The organism is Clostridium sardiniense, from assembly GCF_016907995.1.
Classification (GTDB): Bacteria; Bacillota; Clostridia; order Clostridiales; family Clostridiaceae; genus Clostridium; species Clostridium sardiniense.
Map to the genome: position 1 here is coordinate 1 of NZ_JAFBDA010000012.1, position 20,231 is coordinate 20,231.

Below are 20,231 nucleotides of genomic sequence, written 5' to 3' on the forward strand. Positions count from 1 at the left end.
AAACAAATCAAATACGACTAAATTTAAATGAATTTATATCATTATAACCACGGGGATATAATAAAAAAAGAAATAATAAACTCATTTTATTAAACCTCTTAAATAATTAATCTTATATATAAAATATTGCTATTAATTTTAAATTATTATTATAAATAGATAATTAAGAGAAAGAATTTAAATAAAGTATATTTGTATCAATAAAAAATTTAGAAATTGGTATTTATATGATTTGAGTATGAAGATTTTAATAAGTTTAGTGTTATAATAAAATAAAAAACTTTGGTTTAATAGGAGCATTAAGATGAAGAGTAAGTTTAATATTGAAGAATTTTTAATGAAATATCCATATTGTACAGAGGTTATTAATGATAATAATATTAAAGTTAAAGATTTAGAAGAGATATATAATGATTATATAAAATATAAAGATTCTTATGAAAATCAAGCAAATTTTATAGCCAATATACTACGTTCAAATGATAACGTACATTCTGTTAAGTCAAGAGTTAAGGTACCTGATAGATTGATAGAAAAAGTAATAAGAAAAGCTGCTGATAGAAAAGAAAAATACGGAAACGATTTTAAGTTTACAGCGGATAATTATAAAAATGAAATAAATGATTTAATAGGAATAAGAGTTATACATATTTTTAAAGATCAATGGGAGTCAATTCATGATTTTATTATTAAAACTTGGAAGGTAATAGAGATAACAGCAAATGTTAGAGATGGAGACAATACAAAAATATTTGACGATTTAAATATAGAAGTTAGATCTAGACAATCAGGTTATAGGTCAGTACATTACTTAGTAGAATTTTATCCTACAAGTCAAAAAGTAATTGCAGAGATACAAGTTAGAACAATTTTTGAAGAGGGATATGGAGAAATTGACCATAGACTTAGATATTCTCATAATGAAATTCCAGAAATACTAAAGTCAAATTTACTTTTATTCAATAGAATTGTAGGGAGTGCTGATGAGATGGCATCATTAATAAATACGCTTAGTAAAGAATGGGATGTTAAGGAAAAGGAATATAAGAATTTAATTAAAGATAAGAATGATGAAATAGAAAGATTAAAGAGAGAAATTAAAAGTTAAGTTTTAGCGAATTTATTTACAAAAATATAATAATTAGAGAAGTATACCATATATTAGCTTATTATATGGTATTTTTTATGTCGAAAAAGGTTTATTTAAAAAGATATTATGTAAAAATTTTCATGATATGGATTTAAAAACTTGAGGGGTTTAAAATTAATATGGTATAATTCAGATGATTATGGAAAATGGAGGGATAAATAATGAAGATTTCTAAAAAGATAATCTTAGCATTAATTATGCTACTAGGACTATCTATGTTTATGGTTAGTTGCGGAACTGATAAAGAGAAAGATGCATTTAATACATATAAACAAAAATGGATAGAAAAAGATTATAAAGGAATGTACGAAATGCTTACTACAGAGTCTAAAAGTAAGATTACAGAGGAAGAATTTGTTAACAGGTTCAGTAATATATACGGGGCTATGGGGGCTAGCAACATGGCAATTGAACCAGGTGAAGCAGAAAAGGTTGATGGTGGAGTATCTATACCATTTACATTAACTATGGACACTGTAGCTGGAAAAGTAGAATTAAAGGATTTTAAAGCAATAGTAGCAAAAGATGATAAAGACTATAAAATTAAATGGAATGATAATTTAATATTACCTCAAATGGTTGAAGGTGATAAAGTAAAAGTTGAAACTTTTGCTGCCGCTAGAGGTAAGATATTAGATAGAGATGGAAAAGCCTTAGCAGAAGATGGAAAAGTTGATGTGGTAGGTATACATCCAGCGGTATTTGTTAAAGAAAATCAGGATAAAAAAATAAGTGAAATGGCAAAAGTTCTTGATATAAGTGAAGATACTATAAAGAAAAAGCTTGAGGCTAATAAGAACCCAGGAAACTTTGTTGAAATCGTAAAGATACTTCCAACAGACGATAGAGTTAAAAAGTTAGAAAATCGTGATACAGAAGGTATAATGATTCAAAATACAACTTCTAGAATATACAATGGTGGAGAAGCCTTTGGTAGACTTGTAGGATATATAGGACCAATAACAGCAGAAGAATTAGAGAAAATGAAGGATAAGGGTTATACTTCAAGTAGTATAATTGGTAAAAGTGGATTAGAACAAGTGTATGAAGATACATTAAGAAAGAAAAATGGTGGAGAAATATATATAGAAAGAGGAAATGAAAAAATATCAGTAGCAAAGAAAGATGCTGAAAATGGAAAAGATATAAAACTTTCTATAGATTCAAAACTTCAAAGTAAGGTATATGATGAAATGAATGGAGAAAAGGGAGCATCAACAGCGGTGAATCCAAAAACAGGAGAAGTACTTGCTATGGTTAGTGCACCTTCATATGATTCAAATATGTATACAACATATATGACAAAGACTCAAAAGAAAGAACTTGAAGATACAAAGTATGCAGTACAAGAAAATAGATTCAATAAAGCATACTCACCAGGTTCAACATTTAAGCTAATAACAGCAACTACTGGCTTAGAGGATGGAGTAATTAAGCCAGATCAAGCAAAGGATATCAAAGGAACTACTTGGCAAAAAGATAGCTCATGGGGAGATTATAAAGTAACAAGGGTAGATGATCCAGGAAAGCCTGTTAATTTAGTTGATGCTGTTAAGTATTCAGATAATATTTATTTTGCGCAAGCTGCATTAGATATTGGAGCAGATAAATTTATAGAAGGTGCTAAGAAGTTTGGTATAGGAGAAAAAATGGAATTTGGATACCCAATGGCAGATTCTCAAATATCAAATGATGGAAAGATTAAAGATGATATAGCTTTAGCGGACAGTGGTTATGGACAAGGTCAAGTAATGGTTACACCATTAAATATGGCGTTAGCATATAGTGCTATTGGAAATAACGGAGATATAATGCAACCAAGATTAGTTACAAGTATAAATGGAGATGCAAAGGTTTGGAAGAAAGGTGCTATAGATTCAAAATATATGCCAGACATAATAAAAGCTTTTGAAGCTCCAATTAATGATGCTGGAGGAACTGCAACAGATGCAAAGATACCTGGAATAAGTATTGCAGGTAAAACTGGAACAGCAGAAATAAAAGAAAAACAAAATGATACAAAGGGCAAAGAAAATGGATGGTTTGTAGCAGTTGATACAAAGAATTCAAAGATTGCAATATCAATGATTCTTGAGGATGTAAAGGATCAAGGAGGATCTCATGCAGTTACTCCAAGAGTTAGAAAAGTTTTAGAAGCTTACCTAAAATAATTTATAAGACCAGAAAAGACATTACCTAGAAAGGTGATGTCTTTTTATATTTTTAAATAATAATTTATATAAAATATCATAGAAATTCGATAGAAATGTTAAGAAATTTGTATGGAATAAGATGGTAAATTTATCTATAATGAAAACGTAAACAAAATCAAAATATGTATGGAGGGGTTAAAATGATAAAATTAAAAAAAGTACTTGCCATAGCTATGGCAACTATGATGCTTGGAGGAGCACTTGCAGGTTGTAGTGGCAGTGACGATAAAAAAGAGGGGGGAGCAGACTCAGGAAAAGCGGTAAAAGTAGGGGTATGCTTATACAAATTTGATGATACTTATATTTCAACTGTTCGTCAGAACTTAGAAAAGATTCAAAAGGATAACGAAGGTAAAGTTGAATTTACTTTCTATGATGGAAAAGGTGATCAAGCTACACAAAATGATAGTATTGATACATTGTTACAAAAAGATAATGATCTTTTAATGGTAAATTTAGTTGATACAGGAGCTGCTCAAACTGTTGTAGATAAAATAAAAGCTGCAGATGTTCCAGTAGTTTTATTTAATAGAGAACCAGCTACAACAGATGCTATAAAATCATTTGATAAGTCTATATTTGTAGGAACAAATGCTAAAGAGGCTGGAGTATTACAAGGAAAAATACTTGCAGATCAATGGAAAGCAAATAAGGATTTAGATAAAAATGGTGATGGAGTAATGCAATATGTAATGCTTAAAGGAGAACCAGATAATCCAGAAGCTGTTGCAAGAACTAAATTCTCAGTTTCAACAATTGAAGAAGCTGGTATAAAGACAAAGGAATTAGCAAACCAAGTATGTAACTGGGAACAAGCACCAGCTCAAAATGCTACTGAAGCTTGGCTTTCAAGATATAATGATGAGATTGAAGTTGTAATTGCAAATAATGATGGTATGGCTCAAGGTGCTATAGCAGCATTACAAGCTAAAGGATATAACAATGGTGATGCTAAAAAGACTATACCAGTAGTTGGTGTTGATGCTACAGCAGCAGCACAAGACCTTATATCTAAAGGATTCATGACAGGTTCTGTACTTCAAGATGCAGAAGCAATGGCAACGGCTCTTTATAAATGTGGTATGAATTTAGCAGAAGGTAAGAGTGCTATAGAGGGAACTGATTATAAATTTGATGATACAGGAGTTTCAGTTCGTATACCATACAAAGAATATACTAAATAAATTAAATAATTTTAAATAAAAGTTGCACTATATTATGTATGTAATATAGTGCAACTTAAAATAAGCAGAAAAGTGGTGAGAGCGAAGATTATGGAAAAATTAAAATATGTATTAGAGATGAGTAACATATGTAAAAGCTTCCCTGGGGTAAAAGCACTAGATGGTGTGCAGCTTAAAGTTCGTCCTGGAACTGTACATGCTTTAATGGGTGAGAATGGAGCTGGTAAATCAACTTTAATGAAATGTCTATTCGGAGTTTATATAGAAGATGAAGGAGAAATCTTAATCGAAGGACAAAAATGTAAATTTTCTAATCCTAAGCAAGCTATGGAGAATGGGGTATCAATGGTACACCAAGAATTAAATCAAGTATTACAAAGAGATGTTATGGATAATATTTGGCTTGGAAGATACCCAAGTAATAAAGGAATTATAAGTCAGAAAACAATGTTCGAGGAGACTAAAAAAATCTTCGATGAATTAGATATAGATGTAAATCCAAAAGTTAAGATGGCAAAACTATCTGTTTCACAAAGGCAGATGGTTGAAATTGCAAAGGCTGTATCTTACAATGCAAAAATATTAGTTCTTGATGAGCCTACATCATCTTTAACTCAAGAGGAAGTTAATCATCTATTTAAAATAATTAATAAATTAAGAGATAAAGGATGCGGAATAATTTATATATCACATAAGATGGAAGAAATACTTCAAATATCTGATGATGTAACCATTATGCGTGATGGAAAATGGATTGATACAATACCTTCAAAAGGTTTAACTACAGATAAGATAATAAAACTTATGGTTGGACGTGATTTAACAAATCGTTTTCCGCCAAAAATAAATAAGCCTGGTGAGATGATATTAGAAGTTAAAAATCTTACAGGATCAAGTGATCAATCAGTAAAAGATGTTTCTTTTGAGTTAAGAAAAGGAGAAATTCTTGGAGTTGCAGGACTGGTTGGGTCTAAGAGAACAGAGTTACTTGAAACTATCTTTGGAATTGAATCACATAGCGAAGGCGAAATAAAATTACACGGAAAAAGTGTAAATAATAAAAATTCAAGAACCGCTATAAAAAATGGTTTTGCATTACTAACAGAGGAACGTAGAGCAACAGGGATTTTTGGAGGCCTTGATATAAAATTTAATACCATGATTGCTAATATAGATAATTATAGTAAGGGTGGAGTATTAGATAATAAAAAAATGGCAGAAGATACTAAGTGGGTTATTGACAGTATGAAAGTTAAGACACCTAGTCAAAAGACACAAATTAAGAATTTGTCAGGAGGTAATCAGCAAAAAGTAATAATAGGTAGATGGTTATTAACAAACCCAGAGGTATTACTTTTAGATGAGCCTACAAGAGGAATTGATGTTGGTGCAAAATATGAGATATATCAATTAATAATAGATTTAGCTAATAAGGAGAAGGGGATTATTGTTGTTTCTTCTGAAATGCCAGAGCTTCTTGGAATCTGTGACAGAATTCTTGTAATGTCAAATGGTAGATTAGCAGGAATAGAAGATACAAATAAGCTTAATCAAGAAAAAATTATGGAATTAGCTGCTAAATATATTTAAAACTTAGGGGGATAGTATGGAAAAGGTAAAAATGAATAAAGAACAAGTAAGTAAGTTTATGGTAAACTATGCGCTATACATAGTGCTAGCAATGATGATAGTTTTCTTTGTAATAAAAGAACCATCATTCCTTTCATTTAAAAACTTAACTAATATTTTAAGTCAAGCTTCAACGCGTGGTATTCTAGCACTAGGGGTTGCTGGACTTATAGTATTGCAAGGAACGGACCTTTCAGCAGGTCGTATATTAGGATTTACAGCAATAGTTTCAGCATCATTATTACAATCTACAACATATGTATCAAGAATGTATCCAGACCTTCCACAATTACCAGTAGTTGTGCCATTAATTGTAGCCATGATAATTGGAGGTATGTTTGGAGCTGTTAATGGATTTGGTGTTGCAAAATTAAAGGTACATGCATTTATAATTACTTTAGGAACGCAACTTATTGCATATGGTGCATCATGTCTTTATATTGATAGACCACCACTAGGAGCGCAACCAGTCGCTAACTTAGACCAAAGATATACGAATTTAGTAACAGGAAATTTAAAGTTAGGACCAATAGAAATTCCATATTTAATTTTTTACTTAGTAATTATTGCATTAATTATGTGGTTTATTTGGAATAAAACAAAACTTGGAAAAAATATGTTTGCCATAGGTGGAAATCCAGAAGCTGCAGCAGTATCTGGCGTAAATTTAGCTAAGAATATTATGATTATATTTATAATATCAGGTATATTATATGGTATTGCAGGATTCTTAGAAGCTGCAAGGGCTGGTTCTACAACTACTAGTACAGGGTTTAACTATGAATTGGATGCTATATCAGCCTGCGTAGTTGGAGGAGTATCATTTACTGGTGGGGTTGGTACAATACCTGGAGTATTAATAGGTACAGTACTTCTTCAAGTTATAAACTATGGATTAAACTTCATAGGAGTAAATGCTTACTGGCAATTTATAATAAGAGGTTTAATTATAATAGTAGCAGTTTCACTTGATGTAAGAAAATATCTTGCTAAAAAGTAATAGGAGAGATATTATGGAGAACAATAATATAGAACAAGAGATTTTAGAAAAACAAAATAATGAACCTAAAAGAAATATTAGAGATAGCTTATATGGAAAGATAGATGTATCATTGAAAAATATGGATAGATTTATTACCGTATTATTAGTTATGTTAGGATTAGCTATAACTTTAGGAGTTGTTATTAAATAAAAAAATTAATAGATCTTAATAGGATTGATGGAAAAAACTTAAGTTTTATTCTATCAATCCTTTTTAATTTTTAAATTTAAAATAATTATAGTAAATTATTTTAAATTACTATACATTTTTAGAAAATACATAATTAATATTAATTTTTATTACAAAATAAGAATAAAATGTTGAATAACAAATAATATGATGAGATAATCTATTATAAGGTATAAATTACATTAAAATGAAAAGGGTATAAATAATGGGAGAAAAGGGTATGGATTTATATAAGGTTTTAATAGTCGATGATGAAGAAGAGATTCGTCAAGGGATTATAAGAAAAATAGATTGGGAAAAGTATGGTTTTATAGTTGTAGGTGATGCTGAAAATGGCAAAGATGCATTAGAGAAAACAGAGAGATTACAGCCAGATATAATTATGACAGATATAAAAATGCCGTTTATGGATGGATTAGAATTAGGAGAAAAAATAAAAGATATTCTTCCATCTACAAAAATTATAATTTTTTCAGGATCAGATGAATTAGAATATGCGCATAAAGCCATAAAAATAAATGTAGTAGATTATGTTTTGAAGCCAATAAACTCTAATGAGCTAATTGAAGTGTTAAAATCATTAAAAGATAAAATAGATAAAGAGTATGATGAAAAAAAGAATGTAGAGAAACTTTATGAGTATTATAAAGAAAGTTTACCTATTTTAAAGGAGAAATTTTTAGTAGGAACAATAGAAGGAAGAATAAGAAGTGAATCATTAAAAAAGGAAGCTAAGGAACTTGGAATAGAGTTTAGTTTTCCTTTTGTTTCTGTAGGAGTAATAAATACTGATAGCATAAAAGAAAAAATAGATGAAGAAGAATTAAAAGAAGAATTAATAAATATATCAATAAAACAAATATTAGATGAAGTAATTATAGATTACTGTAACTGTATAAGTTTTATATACTCAGGAACTATAGTCGTAATAGGAAATTTAAAGAGTGAGGAAGAGATATTAAAATTTATAAAGGGATTAAATGAAGTATGCAAAACATCAGAGCGTATAATTGGAAAAAGAGTTTCAGCTGGAGTTGGACAAGTAACTAGTGATTATTCTGAAATGAGATTCTCTTATAAGATGGCAAGGAATGCTCTTCATTATAGAATTGTACTAGGAAGAGGGAAAGCCATATATATAGATGATGTGGAGCCAGATAATTCAGTTCAATTACAATTTGATGAGAATGATGAGAGAGAGCTACTTAATTCCATTAAAATAAAAGGAGCTAAAGAAATAAGGGAAACCGTACATAGACTATTTATAAGAGTAAAGAAATCTTTATTACCATTTAATCAATATAAAATTTATTTAATACAAATTACGACATCGTTATTAAAGGTGACACAGGCTTATAATTTAAGTGTAGATGAAGTTTTTGGAGAAAATTTTAATTGTTATAGTCATTTAGATAACTTTGATTCAATAGATGATATAGAGGAATGGTTTGTAGAAAGGTCTATAAAAATAAATTATCTAATAAAAAGAGAGAGGTTAGACTCATCAAAATTGCTTGTAGATAAAGCGAAAAGATATATTGATAGAAATTATAGTGATAGTGATATGTCTGTAGAAAAGGTTTGCAAAAATCTACATGTTAGTCCAACTTATTTTTCTACAATATTTAAAAAAGAAACTGGAACTAGTTTTATAAATTATTTAACAACTGTGAGGTTAGAGGTTGCAGTGAATTTGTTAAATACAACAGACTATAAATCATATGTTATAGCTGAAAAAGTTGGATATCTAGAGGCAAATTATTTTAGTTACGTATTTAAGAAAAAATTTGGAGTATCTCCATCAAAATATAGGAATAGTTAAGCAGGTAAACTATATGAGATTAAATAGTTTAAAGTTAAACAATTTCTATAAAAATAAAAGTATAAAGTATATAATATCTATTTCATTTACTATAATTGCAGTTGCTGGAATGATTGCGCTTGGACAAGTATTATATATTAAATTTGTAAATATAAATGAAAGTATTATATCAAAAAATAATAAATCTATAGTAAATCAAGTAAATTTAAACCTGGATAGTTACTTAAGGAATATTATGAGAATATCAGATGGAGTCTATTACAATATTATAAAAAAATCTAATTTATCTTCTGATAATATAAGTAGAGATATGGAACTTATCTATGATACAAATAAAGATTTTTTAGTTAGTATAACATTATTTTCAGAGTATGGGGAGGTAATAGCTGGCTACCCAATGAAGGAATTAAAATCTTCAGTAGACCCAAGGGATAGTGAGTGGTTTTCTAGTGCTATAAGTAAAAAGGGAAATCTACATTTTTCTACGCCACACGTACAGAATTTATTCGAAGATCCAAGTTATAAATATAGATGGGTAGTATCTTCAAGTAGAGCGGTTGAACTTACTTCTAATGGAGAAATAAGTCAAGGAGTACTTCTAGTTGATATGAATTTTAGTGGTATAGAACAAATTTTTAAAAATATAGATATTAGTAAATCAGGATATATGTATTTAACTGATGGAAAGGGAGAAATTATATACCATCCAAGGCAACAACTAATATATTCAGATTTAATAAAAGAAAATAATAAAATGGCAGCAGAATATGAAGATGGAACTTTCACGGAAGTTTTTGACAGAGAAAAAAGGTTAGTAACGGTTAAGAGTGTTGGATATACTGGCTGGAAGATAGTAGCTGTAACTCCTATGTCAGATATAACAGCAAACTATAGCCATATGAGAATATTTATTATATTCAGCATATTTTTTGGAATATTAATCTTAACTATAATTAATATATTAGTATCATCAAAAATTGCAAATCCAATTAAGAATTTAGAAAATAAAGTTAAGGATTTTGAGGAAGGCGCTTTAAATATTGATTTTTCAACTGAAGGAACATATGAAGTTAGACATCTAGGAGAAGCAATAAATTCTATGGTGTCACAAGTTGATGCATTAATGAAAAATATAGTAATAGAACAGGAATCAAAAAGAAAAAGTGAGTTAGATGCACTACAGGCTCAAATAAATCCACATTTCTTATATAATACATTAGATTCTATTATATGGATGATAGAAAGTGAAAAGTATGATGGCGCAATAACTATGGTTACTGCCCTAGCAAGGTTTTTTAGAATAAGTCTAAGTAAAGGAAAAAATGTTATAACGCTAAAAGATGAACTAGAACATGTGAGAAATTATTTAACAATACAAAATATACGTTACAAAAATAAGTTTAGCTATAGGATAGAGGCTGAAGATTCAATTTTAAATTTATCTTGTATAAAACTTATAATACAACCATTAGTTGAGAATGCGATATATCACGGAATGGATTATATGGATGGAGATGGAGAGATATTTATAAAAGCATATAGTATAAATGAAGATGTGTATATTGATGTTATAGATAATGGACTGGGAATGACTGAAGATGTAGTAGAGTCTTTATTAAAGGAAAATAAAAAAATAAAAGGAAATGGTTCAGGGGTAGGACTTAGAAATGTTAATGAAAGGATTAAATTATATTTTGGAGAGGAGTATGGATTGAAGATATATAGTGAACCTGATGAAGGAACGACTATTAGAGTTCATATAAAGGCTTTAGAATATGGTGACTATTATAATATGGAGGATAAAAATAAATGAAATTAAAGAGAAGGAATATATTATTTTTAATCTTTTTTATATTAATTATTTTTTTTATTATAATAGTTTTTAAATATTTAAATACAGAAGATGATAAAAATCCAATTTATAGGATGGCATATATAAGCAAAAATGATAATTTAACATTTATAAGTGAAGGGATTAATCAGGCATCAAAGGATATGAATGTAGAAGTAGAGATTTATAGAATTACAAAAGAAAACAAAATAGAGGAGCAAAATAAATTACTAGAAAAGTGTATAAATGATGATATAGATGCCATAATCATATCGCCTGTAGATTATGAGAAAATTTCGGAAGTAATAAATAAGCATAATTATAGTGGACCTGTTATATTAATGGATTTCAAAATTGATTTAAAAAAGAAGTTATCATATATATCATGCAATGATTACGATATAGGTAAAAGTTTGGCAGAAGAGATAATTCAAAGAGGAAATACAAGTGAGAATTTTGTCATATTAGGAAATGAAGAAGAATTTAAGACTTTAGAAGAAATAAATAAAGGATTTATTGAAGAAGTAAATAACACAAGGAATAAATATAAGTATGTAAAAATAAGTGAAGATGAGAATAAGCAGTATAGTGAAATATTAAAATATATAGAAGAGAATAGAGTAGATGTAATTGTGAGTTTTGATTCAGAAATACTTGAGGTTATAGCAAAGATAAAAAAAGATTCATATATGGAAAATAAAAGGGAAAATAGTGATTTTGAGGTTTATGGAGTGGGATTAACTAATAAAATACTATCATATGTAGAAGAAAATATAATAGATGCAGTTGCAGTAAAAAATGAATTTAATTTAGGGTATTTAAGTGTGGAAATGGCCGTAAATAAATTGAAAAATAATAAGGTAGAAGAGAAAGATATAGATTTTTCTATTGTAAACAAGAGAAATATGTATTCAGAGAGAAATGAGAAGTTGCTTTTTCCTTTTGTTAAATAATAAAGGTAGTTTGGAGAGTGGAACCATGAAATCTTGGTTAAAAACTTTATCAACCATAGTGTTATTAGTTAGCTCTAATACATTTATTGGATGCAAGGAAAAAACTACAAATGAAGAGATAAAAGAAATAAAAATTGGGGTTAGCGTGTATGAAGGATCAGATATTTTTATTTCTAGTATAGTAGATAATTTAGAAGAACTAGTAAAGGAGAAGGGGGCAGAAGGCGAGTATAAATTTACATTAACTGTAGAGGATGCAAAATGTGATCAATACAATCAAAATGAACAAGTAGATAAATTTATAAATCAAAATTATGATGTAATGTGTATCAATCTTGTTGATAGAAGGTCAGCTGCATCTATTATTAACAGAGCCAAAAATTCAGATATTCCAGTAGTATTTTTTAATCGTGAACCTGTAGAGGAAGATATGAATATGTGGGATAAGGTATATTATATAGGAACACAAGCTGAACAATCAGGAATAATGCAAGCTGATATTGTATTAGAAAAATATAATAAAAATAAGAAAAGTGTAGATAAAAATAATGATGGAAAAATACAGTATTTAATGTTAGAAGGTGAGGAATATCATCAAGATGCATTAATAAGAACTGAGTATTGTATAAAGAGGTTTTCAGAAGGTGATATTAAGGTTGAGAAACTTGAAAGCTATATAGCTGATTGGAACAGAATAAAAGCCAAGGAGAAAACAGAAAGTTGGATAAAAAAGTATGCAGGTAAAATTGAGGTTATATTTAGCAATAATGATGAGATGGCTTTAGGTGCAATAGATGCCTTTAAAGATTTAAATTTAACTAGCAATATGCCTATAGTGGTTGGTGTAGATGGAATAGAAGCAGCTATGCAGTGTATTAAAGAGGGTTATTTAACTGGTACTGTATTAAGTGATGCTAATTCGCAAGCAGAAAAAATTTTTGATATTTCATATATGTTAGCTACATCTGACGGAACAGAAGAAGATAAAATGATTCTAAATAGAAAGTATATTAGAGATTCTCATGAAATAGTAACAAAGGATAATGTTGATACATTTATAGATCAAGTTATTAATAATTGAAATATATTAGAGATATATATAGTATAAAAAGTAGTATAGTTTATAAATTACTTAATATTTTTATAGTTATAAGAGTTGATATTTTTTAATATAAAGGGAGTGGAGTATGAGAAGATTTTATATAAAAGAGAGATTATTTGCTATGGGAGCAAAATTTGATGTTTATGATGAGCATGATAATGAGGTCTATTTAGTTGAAGCGGATAAATTTGATATAGGAAAAAATATATCTGTATATTCGCCTAATAAGGATGTGAAGTATGTATATTTAGAGCAAAAAATTAGAATTGGTGCTCACAAATATGAACTATATAATGGAGTAGGTAATAGTATAGGAGTTCTTGAAAAAGAATTGATGATTCCTGAATATAGAGCTTCAGGAAAGATTGGAGACATAGAATTAAAAGGCTTGGGAATTTTAGGGAGAAGTTATGATATTATAAGAAATGGAATTCCGATTGGGAAGTTTTATAAGGAATTAACTTTTGGAAGAGATAGATACATTTTAGAGATAAATGATGAAAGTATAAATGAAATATTAATAGGTTTTGTAGTAGTCATAGATATGGTTAGGTTCCATAATAAAGGTTAAATTTCATAATAATAAATAAATAAATAAATATAAAATCTCATAGTAAAGAAATGTTTAAGGTGATAAGTTATATGTGTAGTGATAAGTTAAATATAAAAATAGAACATGCTAAAGTTGAAGAAGTACCAGTTGATTTATTATTAGTTGCAGACCCATCAATTGATGCAATAAATAAGTATATAAACAAATCAAAAGTAATAGTAGCTAAAATAGAGAATTACATAGTAGGAGTTATAGCATTCTTAGAAAAAGAGAATAGTGTATATGAGATAATGAATTTAGCTGTAGATGAGGATTATAGAAGAAGAGGCTTTGCCAAAAGATTAATTATAAAAGCAGAAGAGTATATAAAGAGACTAGGTGGAATTAGAATATTAATAGGTACTGGTAATTCATCCATAAACCAAATAAAATTATATAAAAATATGGGCTTTATAATAACCGATATAAGAAAGAACTTTTTTATAGAGAATTATAAAGAAGAGATATATGAAAATAATATACAGTGTAGAGATATGATAATATTAGAAAAGCTATTGTAATTATTGAGGATAGGTGTAAAAAACTATCCTTTTTATTTTGAGATATTTTTAATAAATAATAAATTTTATTTATAACTTAATACTAATAAGAATAAAAAGCATAAAACTATTTAAAATATTTATTAAGTTATAAGGTTTAAAGAAATACTCTAGTAAGTGTTAATAGAAGTTTATAAATTATTTAGTAGTGAATTCATATGTTAGATATATCATTTATCTATATTAATATAAGGAGATAGAGGTATATGCAAAATGTACATAGTGGTGAAGATTCTAGAATAAAGATGCTTGTATTAACAGGGCTTATGATAGCGCTTGTTTTTATTTCTGGAAGTATTATAAGAATACCTACTTTAAATGGATTTATGCAACCTGGAGATTGTATGGTTCTATTATCAGCAGTTCTTTTAGGTAAAAAATATGGAACAGCAGCTGGAGCTATTGGTATGGCTTTAGTTGATATATTAGGTGGATATATTATATGGGCTCCGTTTACATTTATAATAAAGGGTCTTATGGTATTAACAGTAGCTATATTAATAGAGAGAGCTAAGAAGAAAAACTTTAATACTTACTTAGTTGCTTTTATAGTTGCGGGATTAGTAGATATTATAGGATATTTTATATGTAATGCAATAATGGGAGGACTTATAATGGGAGCTTCAAATGGATTTGTAGGAAGCATTATATATGCAACTATGCATATTCCAGGAGATGCAGCACAAGTAGTTCTCGGGATAGTAATAGCTCTTCCTTTAGCAAAGGTTGTTAATAAGGCAAAAGAAAGAATGGATTAGACGATTTAAAATATTAACCTAAAAAATAATAACTTACAAAAAAAGATGTACTTATTTAAAAGTACATCTTTTTTATTAGCGAAAATACATATGAAACTAATACCATAAGATTTATGTAAAGGTTTTATAAAAATATATAAATAATAAAATAAGTTTAACTATATTAGATATAATTTTAATAAATGTGTTATATATGATTAATTTTATAAAATTATATATAAAATTATGATATAATGATATTTTTTATAATTGACAGAATATATATGGAACTGGTACCATAAAAATATCAAAAAGAGATTTTGATTAGGAGGTATTGAAAATGAGCAAAGAGCAAGTAGTTGCAAGGGAAATTTTAAAATACATTGGTGGAAAAGATAATATTAAATCTATGGAACACTGTGCTACAAGATTACGTCTTATATTAAAAGATAAAAGCTTAATTGATGAGAAAGCAATTGAAAATATTGATGGAGTAAAGGGACAATTTTTTGCAGCAGCACAATATCAAATAATTTTAGGGACAGGCTTTGTAAATAAAGTATATGCAGCAATGTCAGGAGAAGGTATTGATACTGGAAATGTTAAAGAAGATGCATATAGTAATATGACATTACCACAAAAAATATCTCGTACTTTAGGTGATATTTTTGTACCTATAATACCGGTTCTTGTAGCAACTGGATTATTCATGGGACTTAGAGGCTTATTAGTAAATTTAGGAGTAGAATTAAATCCTACATTTAATACACTTACAGAAGTTTTAACTGATACAGCATTTATATTCTTACCAGCATTAGTTGCATGGTCAACAATGAAAAAGTTTGGAGGTACACCTGTAGTTGGTATAGTACTTGGACTTATGCTTGTAGCACCACAGCTCCCAAATGCTTGGCAAGTAGCAGGTGGAGCGGATCCTATATATATATCATTATTAGGACTTAGTATTCCAATAGTTGGATATCAAGGATCAGTTCTTCCGGCATTAGTACTAGGAATAATAGCTGCAAAGCTTGAGAAAACAATTAGAAAGTTTATGCCAGATGTATTAGATTTAATTGTAACACCATTTTTAACTTTATTAGTTTCAATGTTACTTGGATTATTAATAGTTGGACCTATAATGCACACAAGTGAAGTATACATTTTAGATTTATTTAAGATGTTCTTAGGTTTACCACTTGGTATTGGTGGGGCAATAATTGGTGGAGTACATCAAGTTATAGTAGTATCAGGAGTTCATCATATATTTAATGCATTAGAAGTTGAACTTATATCAGGTACAGGATTAAATCCATTTAATGCTGTAATAACTGGGGCGATAGTAGCACAAGGGGCAGCGGCACTTGCAGTTGGACTTAAGACAAGAGATAAAAAGAAACGTTCACTATATATTTCATCAGCAATTCCAGCATTTTTAGGAATTACTGAAGCTGCAATATTTGGTGTTAATTTAAGATTCATAAAACCATTTATATTTGCATGTATAGGTGGAGCAGCATCAGGGATGTTCGCTTCAATAATACATTTAGCAGGAACGGGAATGGGAATAACAGCATTACCTGGAACTCTTTTATATGTAAATACAAATTTAATTGGATATTTAATAGCAAATGGAATTGGAATAGTTGTAGCGTTTTTATTAACATATATTTTCTTTAAGCCTCAAGAGTAGTGTATTTAAAATCTTAAATAATGGTATAATTATTAAAGCTAATAGCATGGAAAATATACCTTTATTTAGGAGGAGAAAATGAAAGTAACAATACAAGATATCGCTAACATGGTGGGAGTATCAAAAAGTACTGTATCAAGATATTTAAATGGAGGCTATGTAAGTGGTGAAAATGTTAATAAAATAAAAGAGGCAATTGAAAAAACAGGCTTTGAAACAAATTTCTTTGCAAAGAGATTGAAAGCCAAAAAGAGTAAATTAATAGGAATAATAATTCCTAGAATAGATTCATTTACAGCAGGAAAAACATTAAATGGAATAAATAAAAAGCTAGAGGAACATGGGTATCAAGGAATTATTTTAACTAGTGAATTAAATAGAGAAAAAGAATTAAGTCATATAAAGAAGTTATATCAGCAAGGGGTGGATGGGATTATAATAATGTCTTTTGAGATAGCAAAAGAACATGTAAAAATAGCAAATCAACTACCTATACCTGTTATGTTTTCAGGCCAAAGATCTGAATACTTAAACTATATAACTTTAGACGATGAGAAAATAGGAAGATTACTTGGAGAATATATAAAAAAGCAAGGACACAGAAATATTGTGTTTTTAGGAGTAAGTGAAAAGGATAAGTCTGTTGGGATTTTAAGAAAGAAAGGATTTTATGAAGGATTTGAAGGAGAAGAGTATAAACTAAACTTTGTTGAAACAGACTTCTCATTTAATAAAGCATATGAATCAGGAGAGAAGGTTTTAGAATATAATCCAACGGCAGTCGTCTGTGCAACTGATAATATAGCATTAGGTCTTATGAGATTCCTTTTAGAGCGAGGTATAAAAATACCTAAAGATATATCAATCGCAGGATTTGGAGGCTATGATGTTGGTGCAATAACTTATCCTTCACTTACTACAGTAAAAATTGATTATAAACTGTTTGGTGAAAAGACAGCAGATAGAATTTTAAATCTAATAGATGAAGAAAAATTAGATGAAATAGATGATGTTCCTTTAGAACTTATAGTAAGAGAAAGTGTAAAGAGAATAGATTAGATGGATAAAATTTTATTTTGATATATGTAATTTCACCAATCACATTTTTGGAGGGTGAAATTATAGTGAAATTTAGGAGCAGTAGTGAGATAAATAAGGATTGTATAGAGTATTATAAAGAACAAAAGAATAAATGGAGAAATAATTTTCACTTTGAGGCACCATTTGGACTTATTAATGATCCAAATGGATTAAGCTATTACAATGAGGAATATTATATATTTTTTCAATGGAACCCATATGGATGCGAGCATAAATATAAGCACTGGGGGTATGTAACTACAAAAGATTTTAAAAAGTTTAGTATCCCTAAAGTAGCTATATCACCTACTGATTGGTATGACAAGGATGGATGTTATTCAGGTAGTGCCATTGTAAGAGATGGAAACTTAGAACTTTTATATACAGGAAATGTTAAAGATGAAAATAACAATAGAGAATCATATCAGTGTAGAGCGGTCTTATCAAAAGGCGGGAAGATAGAAAAGCTTGGTCCTATAATAAAAGAAATTCCAAAAGGATATACGGCACATTTTAGAGATCCATATGTATGGGAGAAGAATGGTAAGTATTATAGTATATTTGGAATACAAAATAAAGAATTAAAAGGCAGAGTATTACTTTATAGCTCAGAGGATTTTGATACATGGAAACTTGAAGGTGAAATTAAAACTAATTATGATAATTTCGGCTATATGTGGGAATGTCCATCTTTATTTGAAGTAGATGGGAAGGACATATTTGTAGTATCTCCACAAGGTCTTAAAGCTGAAGAATTTAAATATCAAAATATATATCAATCAGGATATATGATTGGAAAATTAGATTATGAAAGTTTAGAATTTAAACATGGAGAGTTTAAAGAATTAGACATGGGCTTTGATTTCTATGCACCGCAGGTTTTTAAAGATAATATGGGAAGAACTATTCTAATAGGATGGATGGGATTACCTGAAACTGAAAATGTACACCCAAGTAAGGAGTGTGGATGGATATATTCATTAACTATGCCAAGAGAATTATCTTTAAAAGATAATAGAATTTATCAAAATCCAATTGAAGAGATTAAGAATTTAAGAGAAGAAAATGTATTTAATTTATCTGATATACAAACTGATTATATAGAATATAATGATTTACTATCTAATAGTTATGAATTAAAGTTAGATGTAGATAAAAATATAGCTTCAGATATAGAGATTAGATTTATGGAATCAGATGAAGAGTATGCAGTTTTTAAATATAATTTTAATGAAGAGATATGTATTATAGATAGAAGCAACATGTTATTTGGAGATAAGAGTTCTCGCAAATTTAAATTAGAAGGAAAAAATAATTTAAAAATAGATATGTTTGTTGATGAATCAGCAGTAGAAATATATCTACAAGATGGAATGGAAGTAGCATCCATTAGATTATATCCTAAAGATTTAAGTTGTGGTATATCTGTAAAATCAAATGATGGTAAACTTAATATCAACTCAATGAATATTTGGAAGATGGGAGAGGTGGAGTACTGTGGATAAAGTATTTTGTATAGGAGAATTATTAATTGACTTTATTGGTAAAGATATTGGAACAGGATTAAAAAGTGGAGTGAATTTTGAAAAAAAAGCAGGTGGCGCACCAGCAAATGTCTCAGCAGCAGTTTGTAAACTTGGTGGAGAAGCTTACTTTTTAGGACAAGTTGGGAATGATTCATTTGGAAGATTCTTAGTAGATATGTTAAAGTCAATAAATATAAATACAGAAATGACGAAAATGGATGGATACACTACTTTAGCCTTTGTTGCTATTGATGAGAATGGAGAAAGAGATTTTGAGTTTCATAGAGGTAGTGATGGACAATATTCATTTGACAATATAGATTTAGAAAAAATCAATAATAGTGATATTATACATTTTGGATCAGCAACAGGATTTTTAGACGGTGAACTAAAAAATACTTACTTTAAATTATTAGATTACGCAAAAGAAAATAATATATTTATTTCATTTGATCCAAACTACAGAGATATGCTAATTACTAATGACAAATTAGATGAATTTATTAAAGATTGCAAAAAGTTTATAAAACAATCAGATTTTATAAAAGTTAGCGATGAAGAAATTAAATTAATAACTACTGAAGAAGATTTAAGAGAAGGTGTTAAGAAGTTACACGATTTTGGAGCTAAAGTTGTTGCTGTAACTTTAGGTGGAGAAGGAACTCTTATAAGTGATGGAGTTAATATGGAAGTAATTCCATCAATTAATATAAAACAAGTAGACTCTACAGGTGCTGGAGATGCTTTTGTTGGTGGAGTTCTTAAGAAGTTATCTGAAATAGAATACAAAAAAGAAATAAATTTTGATGAATGGAAAGAAATAATATTCTATGGAAATAAAGTTGGAGCTATAACTTGCACTAATTATGGAGCTATTGATTCTATACCAACAGAAAAAGAATTATAATATGAATAAAGGAACTGTCT

Annotated in this window: 17 protein-coding genes; all 17 read left to right on the forward strand. The window is 28.6% G+C overall.

The genetic code is table 11. The annotated features are described in order from the left end of the window. Positions 1–304: 304 nt before the first annotated feature. Entirely contained in the window at positions 305–1,108 is an 804-nt protein-coding gene (locus JOC62_RS11055) for a RelA/SpoT domain-containing protein (protein WP_204595336.1), read from the forward strand. A gap of 203 nt (positions 1,109–1,311) precedes the next feature. After that, positions 1,312–3,321 (forward strand): penicillin-binding transpeptidase domain-containing protein, encoded by a 2,010-nt coding sequence (locus JOC62_RS11060; protein ID WP_204595337.1) that lies wholly within the window; start codon positions 1,312–1,314, stop codon positions 3,319–3,321. Positions 3,322–3,503: 182 nt separating this feature from the next. Continuing rightward, positions 3,504–4,547, forward strand: coding sequence for a galactose ABC transporter substrate-binding protein (locus tag JOC62_RS11065; RefSeq protein WP_204595338.1), 1,044 nt, complete (start codon positions 3,504–3,506; stop codon positions 4,545–4,547). A gap of 90 nt (positions 4,548–4,637) precedes the next feature. After that, positions 4,638–6,137 (forward strand): galactose/methyl galactoside ABC transporter ATP-binding protein MglA, encoded by a 1,500-nt coding sequence (gene mglA / locus JOC62_RS11070; RefSeq protein WP_204595339.1) that lies wholly within the window; start codon positions 4,638–4,640, stop codon positions 6,135–6,137. 16 nt (positions 6,138–6,153) lie between these two features. After that, positions 6,154–7,176: a galactose/methyl galactoside ABC transporter permease MglC gene (gene mglC, locus JOC62_RS11075; protein ID WP_204595340.1), complete on the forward strand. Its 1,023-nt coding sequence runs from the start codon at positions 6,154–6,156 to the stop codon at positions 7,174–7,176. Between the two features lie 13 nt (positions 7,177–7,189). Then, positions 7,190–7,369, forward strand: a complete 180-nt coding sequence (locus tag JOC62_RS11080) for a hypothetical protein (RefSeq protein WP_204595341.1) — start codon at positions 7,190–7,192, stop codon at positions 7,367–7,369. 259 nt (positions 7,370–7,628) lie between these two features. Further along, positions 7,629–9,230 (forward strand): response regulator, encoded by a 1,602-nt coding sequence (locus JOC62_RS11085; protein WP_204595342.1) that lies wholly within the window; start codon positions 7,629–7,631, stop codon positions 9,228–9,230. A gap of 13 nt (positions 9,231–9,243) precedes the next feature. Next, entirely contained in the window at positions 9,244–11,043 is a 1,800-nt protein-coding gene (locus JOC62_RS11090; RefSeq protein WP_204595343.1) for a sensor histidine kinase, read from the forward strand. Further along, positions 11,040–12,014, forward strand: a complete 975-nt coding sequence (locus JOC62_RS11095; protein ID WP_204595344.1) for a substrate-binding domain-containing protein — start codon at positions 11,040–11,042, stop codon at positions 12,012–12,014. Before JOC62_RS11090 ends, JOC62_RS11095 begins: the two co-directional genes overlap by 4 nt. Positions 12,015–12,039: 25 nt before the next feature. Further along, positions 12,040–13,095, forward strand: a complete 1,056-nt coding sequence (locus JOC62_RS11100; protein WP_204595345.1) for a galactose ABC transporter substrate-binding protein — start codon at positions 12,040–12,042, stop codon at positions 13,093–13,095. Between the two features lie 106 nt (positions 13,096–13,201). Beyond that, positions 13,202–13,687 carry an LURP-one-related/scramblase family protein gene (locus JOC62_RS11105; RefSeq protein ID WP_204595346.1) on the forward strand — a complete coding sequence of 162 codons (486 nt, stop codon included), beginning with the start codon at positions 13,202–13,204 and terminating at the stop codon, positions 13,685–13,687. Positions 13,688–13,758: 71 nt separating this feature from the next. Then, positions 13,759–14,229 (forward strand): GNAT family N-acetyltransferase, encoded by a 471-nt coding sequence (locus JOC62_RS11110; protein WP_204595347.1) that lies wholly within the window; start codon positions 13,759–13,761, stop codon positions 14,227–14,229. A gap of 245 nt (positions 14,230–14,474) precedes the next feature. Then, complete coding sequence (locus tag JOC62_RS11115) at positions 14,475–15,026, forward strand: ECF transporter S component (protein ID WP_204595348.1); 552 nt, start codon at positions 14,475–14,477, stop codon at positions 15,024–15,026. A gap of 319 nt (positions 15,027–15,345) precedes the next feature. Then, positions 15,346–16,698, forward strand: a complete 1,353-nt coding sequence (locus JOC62_RS11120; protein WP_204595349.1) for a sucrose-specific PTS transporter subunit IIBC — start codon at positions 15,346–15,348, stop codon at positions 16,696–16,698. 78 nt (positions 16,699–16,776) lie between these two features. Beyond that, positions 16,777–17,757, forward strand: coding sequence for a LacI family DNA-binding transcriptional regulator (locus JOC62_RS11125; RefSeq protein ID WP_204595350.1), 981 nt, complete (start codon positions 16,777–16,779; stop codon positions 17,755–17,757). Between the two features lie 65 nt (positions 17,758–17,822). After that, on the forward strand, positions 17,823–19,283 hold the full coding sequence (locus JOC62_RS11130; protein ID WP_204595351.1) for a sucrose-6-phosphate hydrolase: 1,461 nt from the start codon (positions 17,823–17,825) through the stop codon (positions 19,281–19,283). Then, the gene (locus tag JOC62_RS11135; RefSeq protein ID WP_204595352.1) at positions 19,276–20,211 is read left to right on the forward strand and encodes a PfkB family carbohydrate kinase; all 936 of its coding nucleotides are present in this window, start codon (positions 19,276–19,278) and stop codon (positions 20,209–20,211) included. Before JOC62_RS11130 ends, JOC62_RS11135 begins: the two co-directional genes overlap by 8 nt. Positions 20,212–20,231 lie beyond the last annotated feature (20 nt).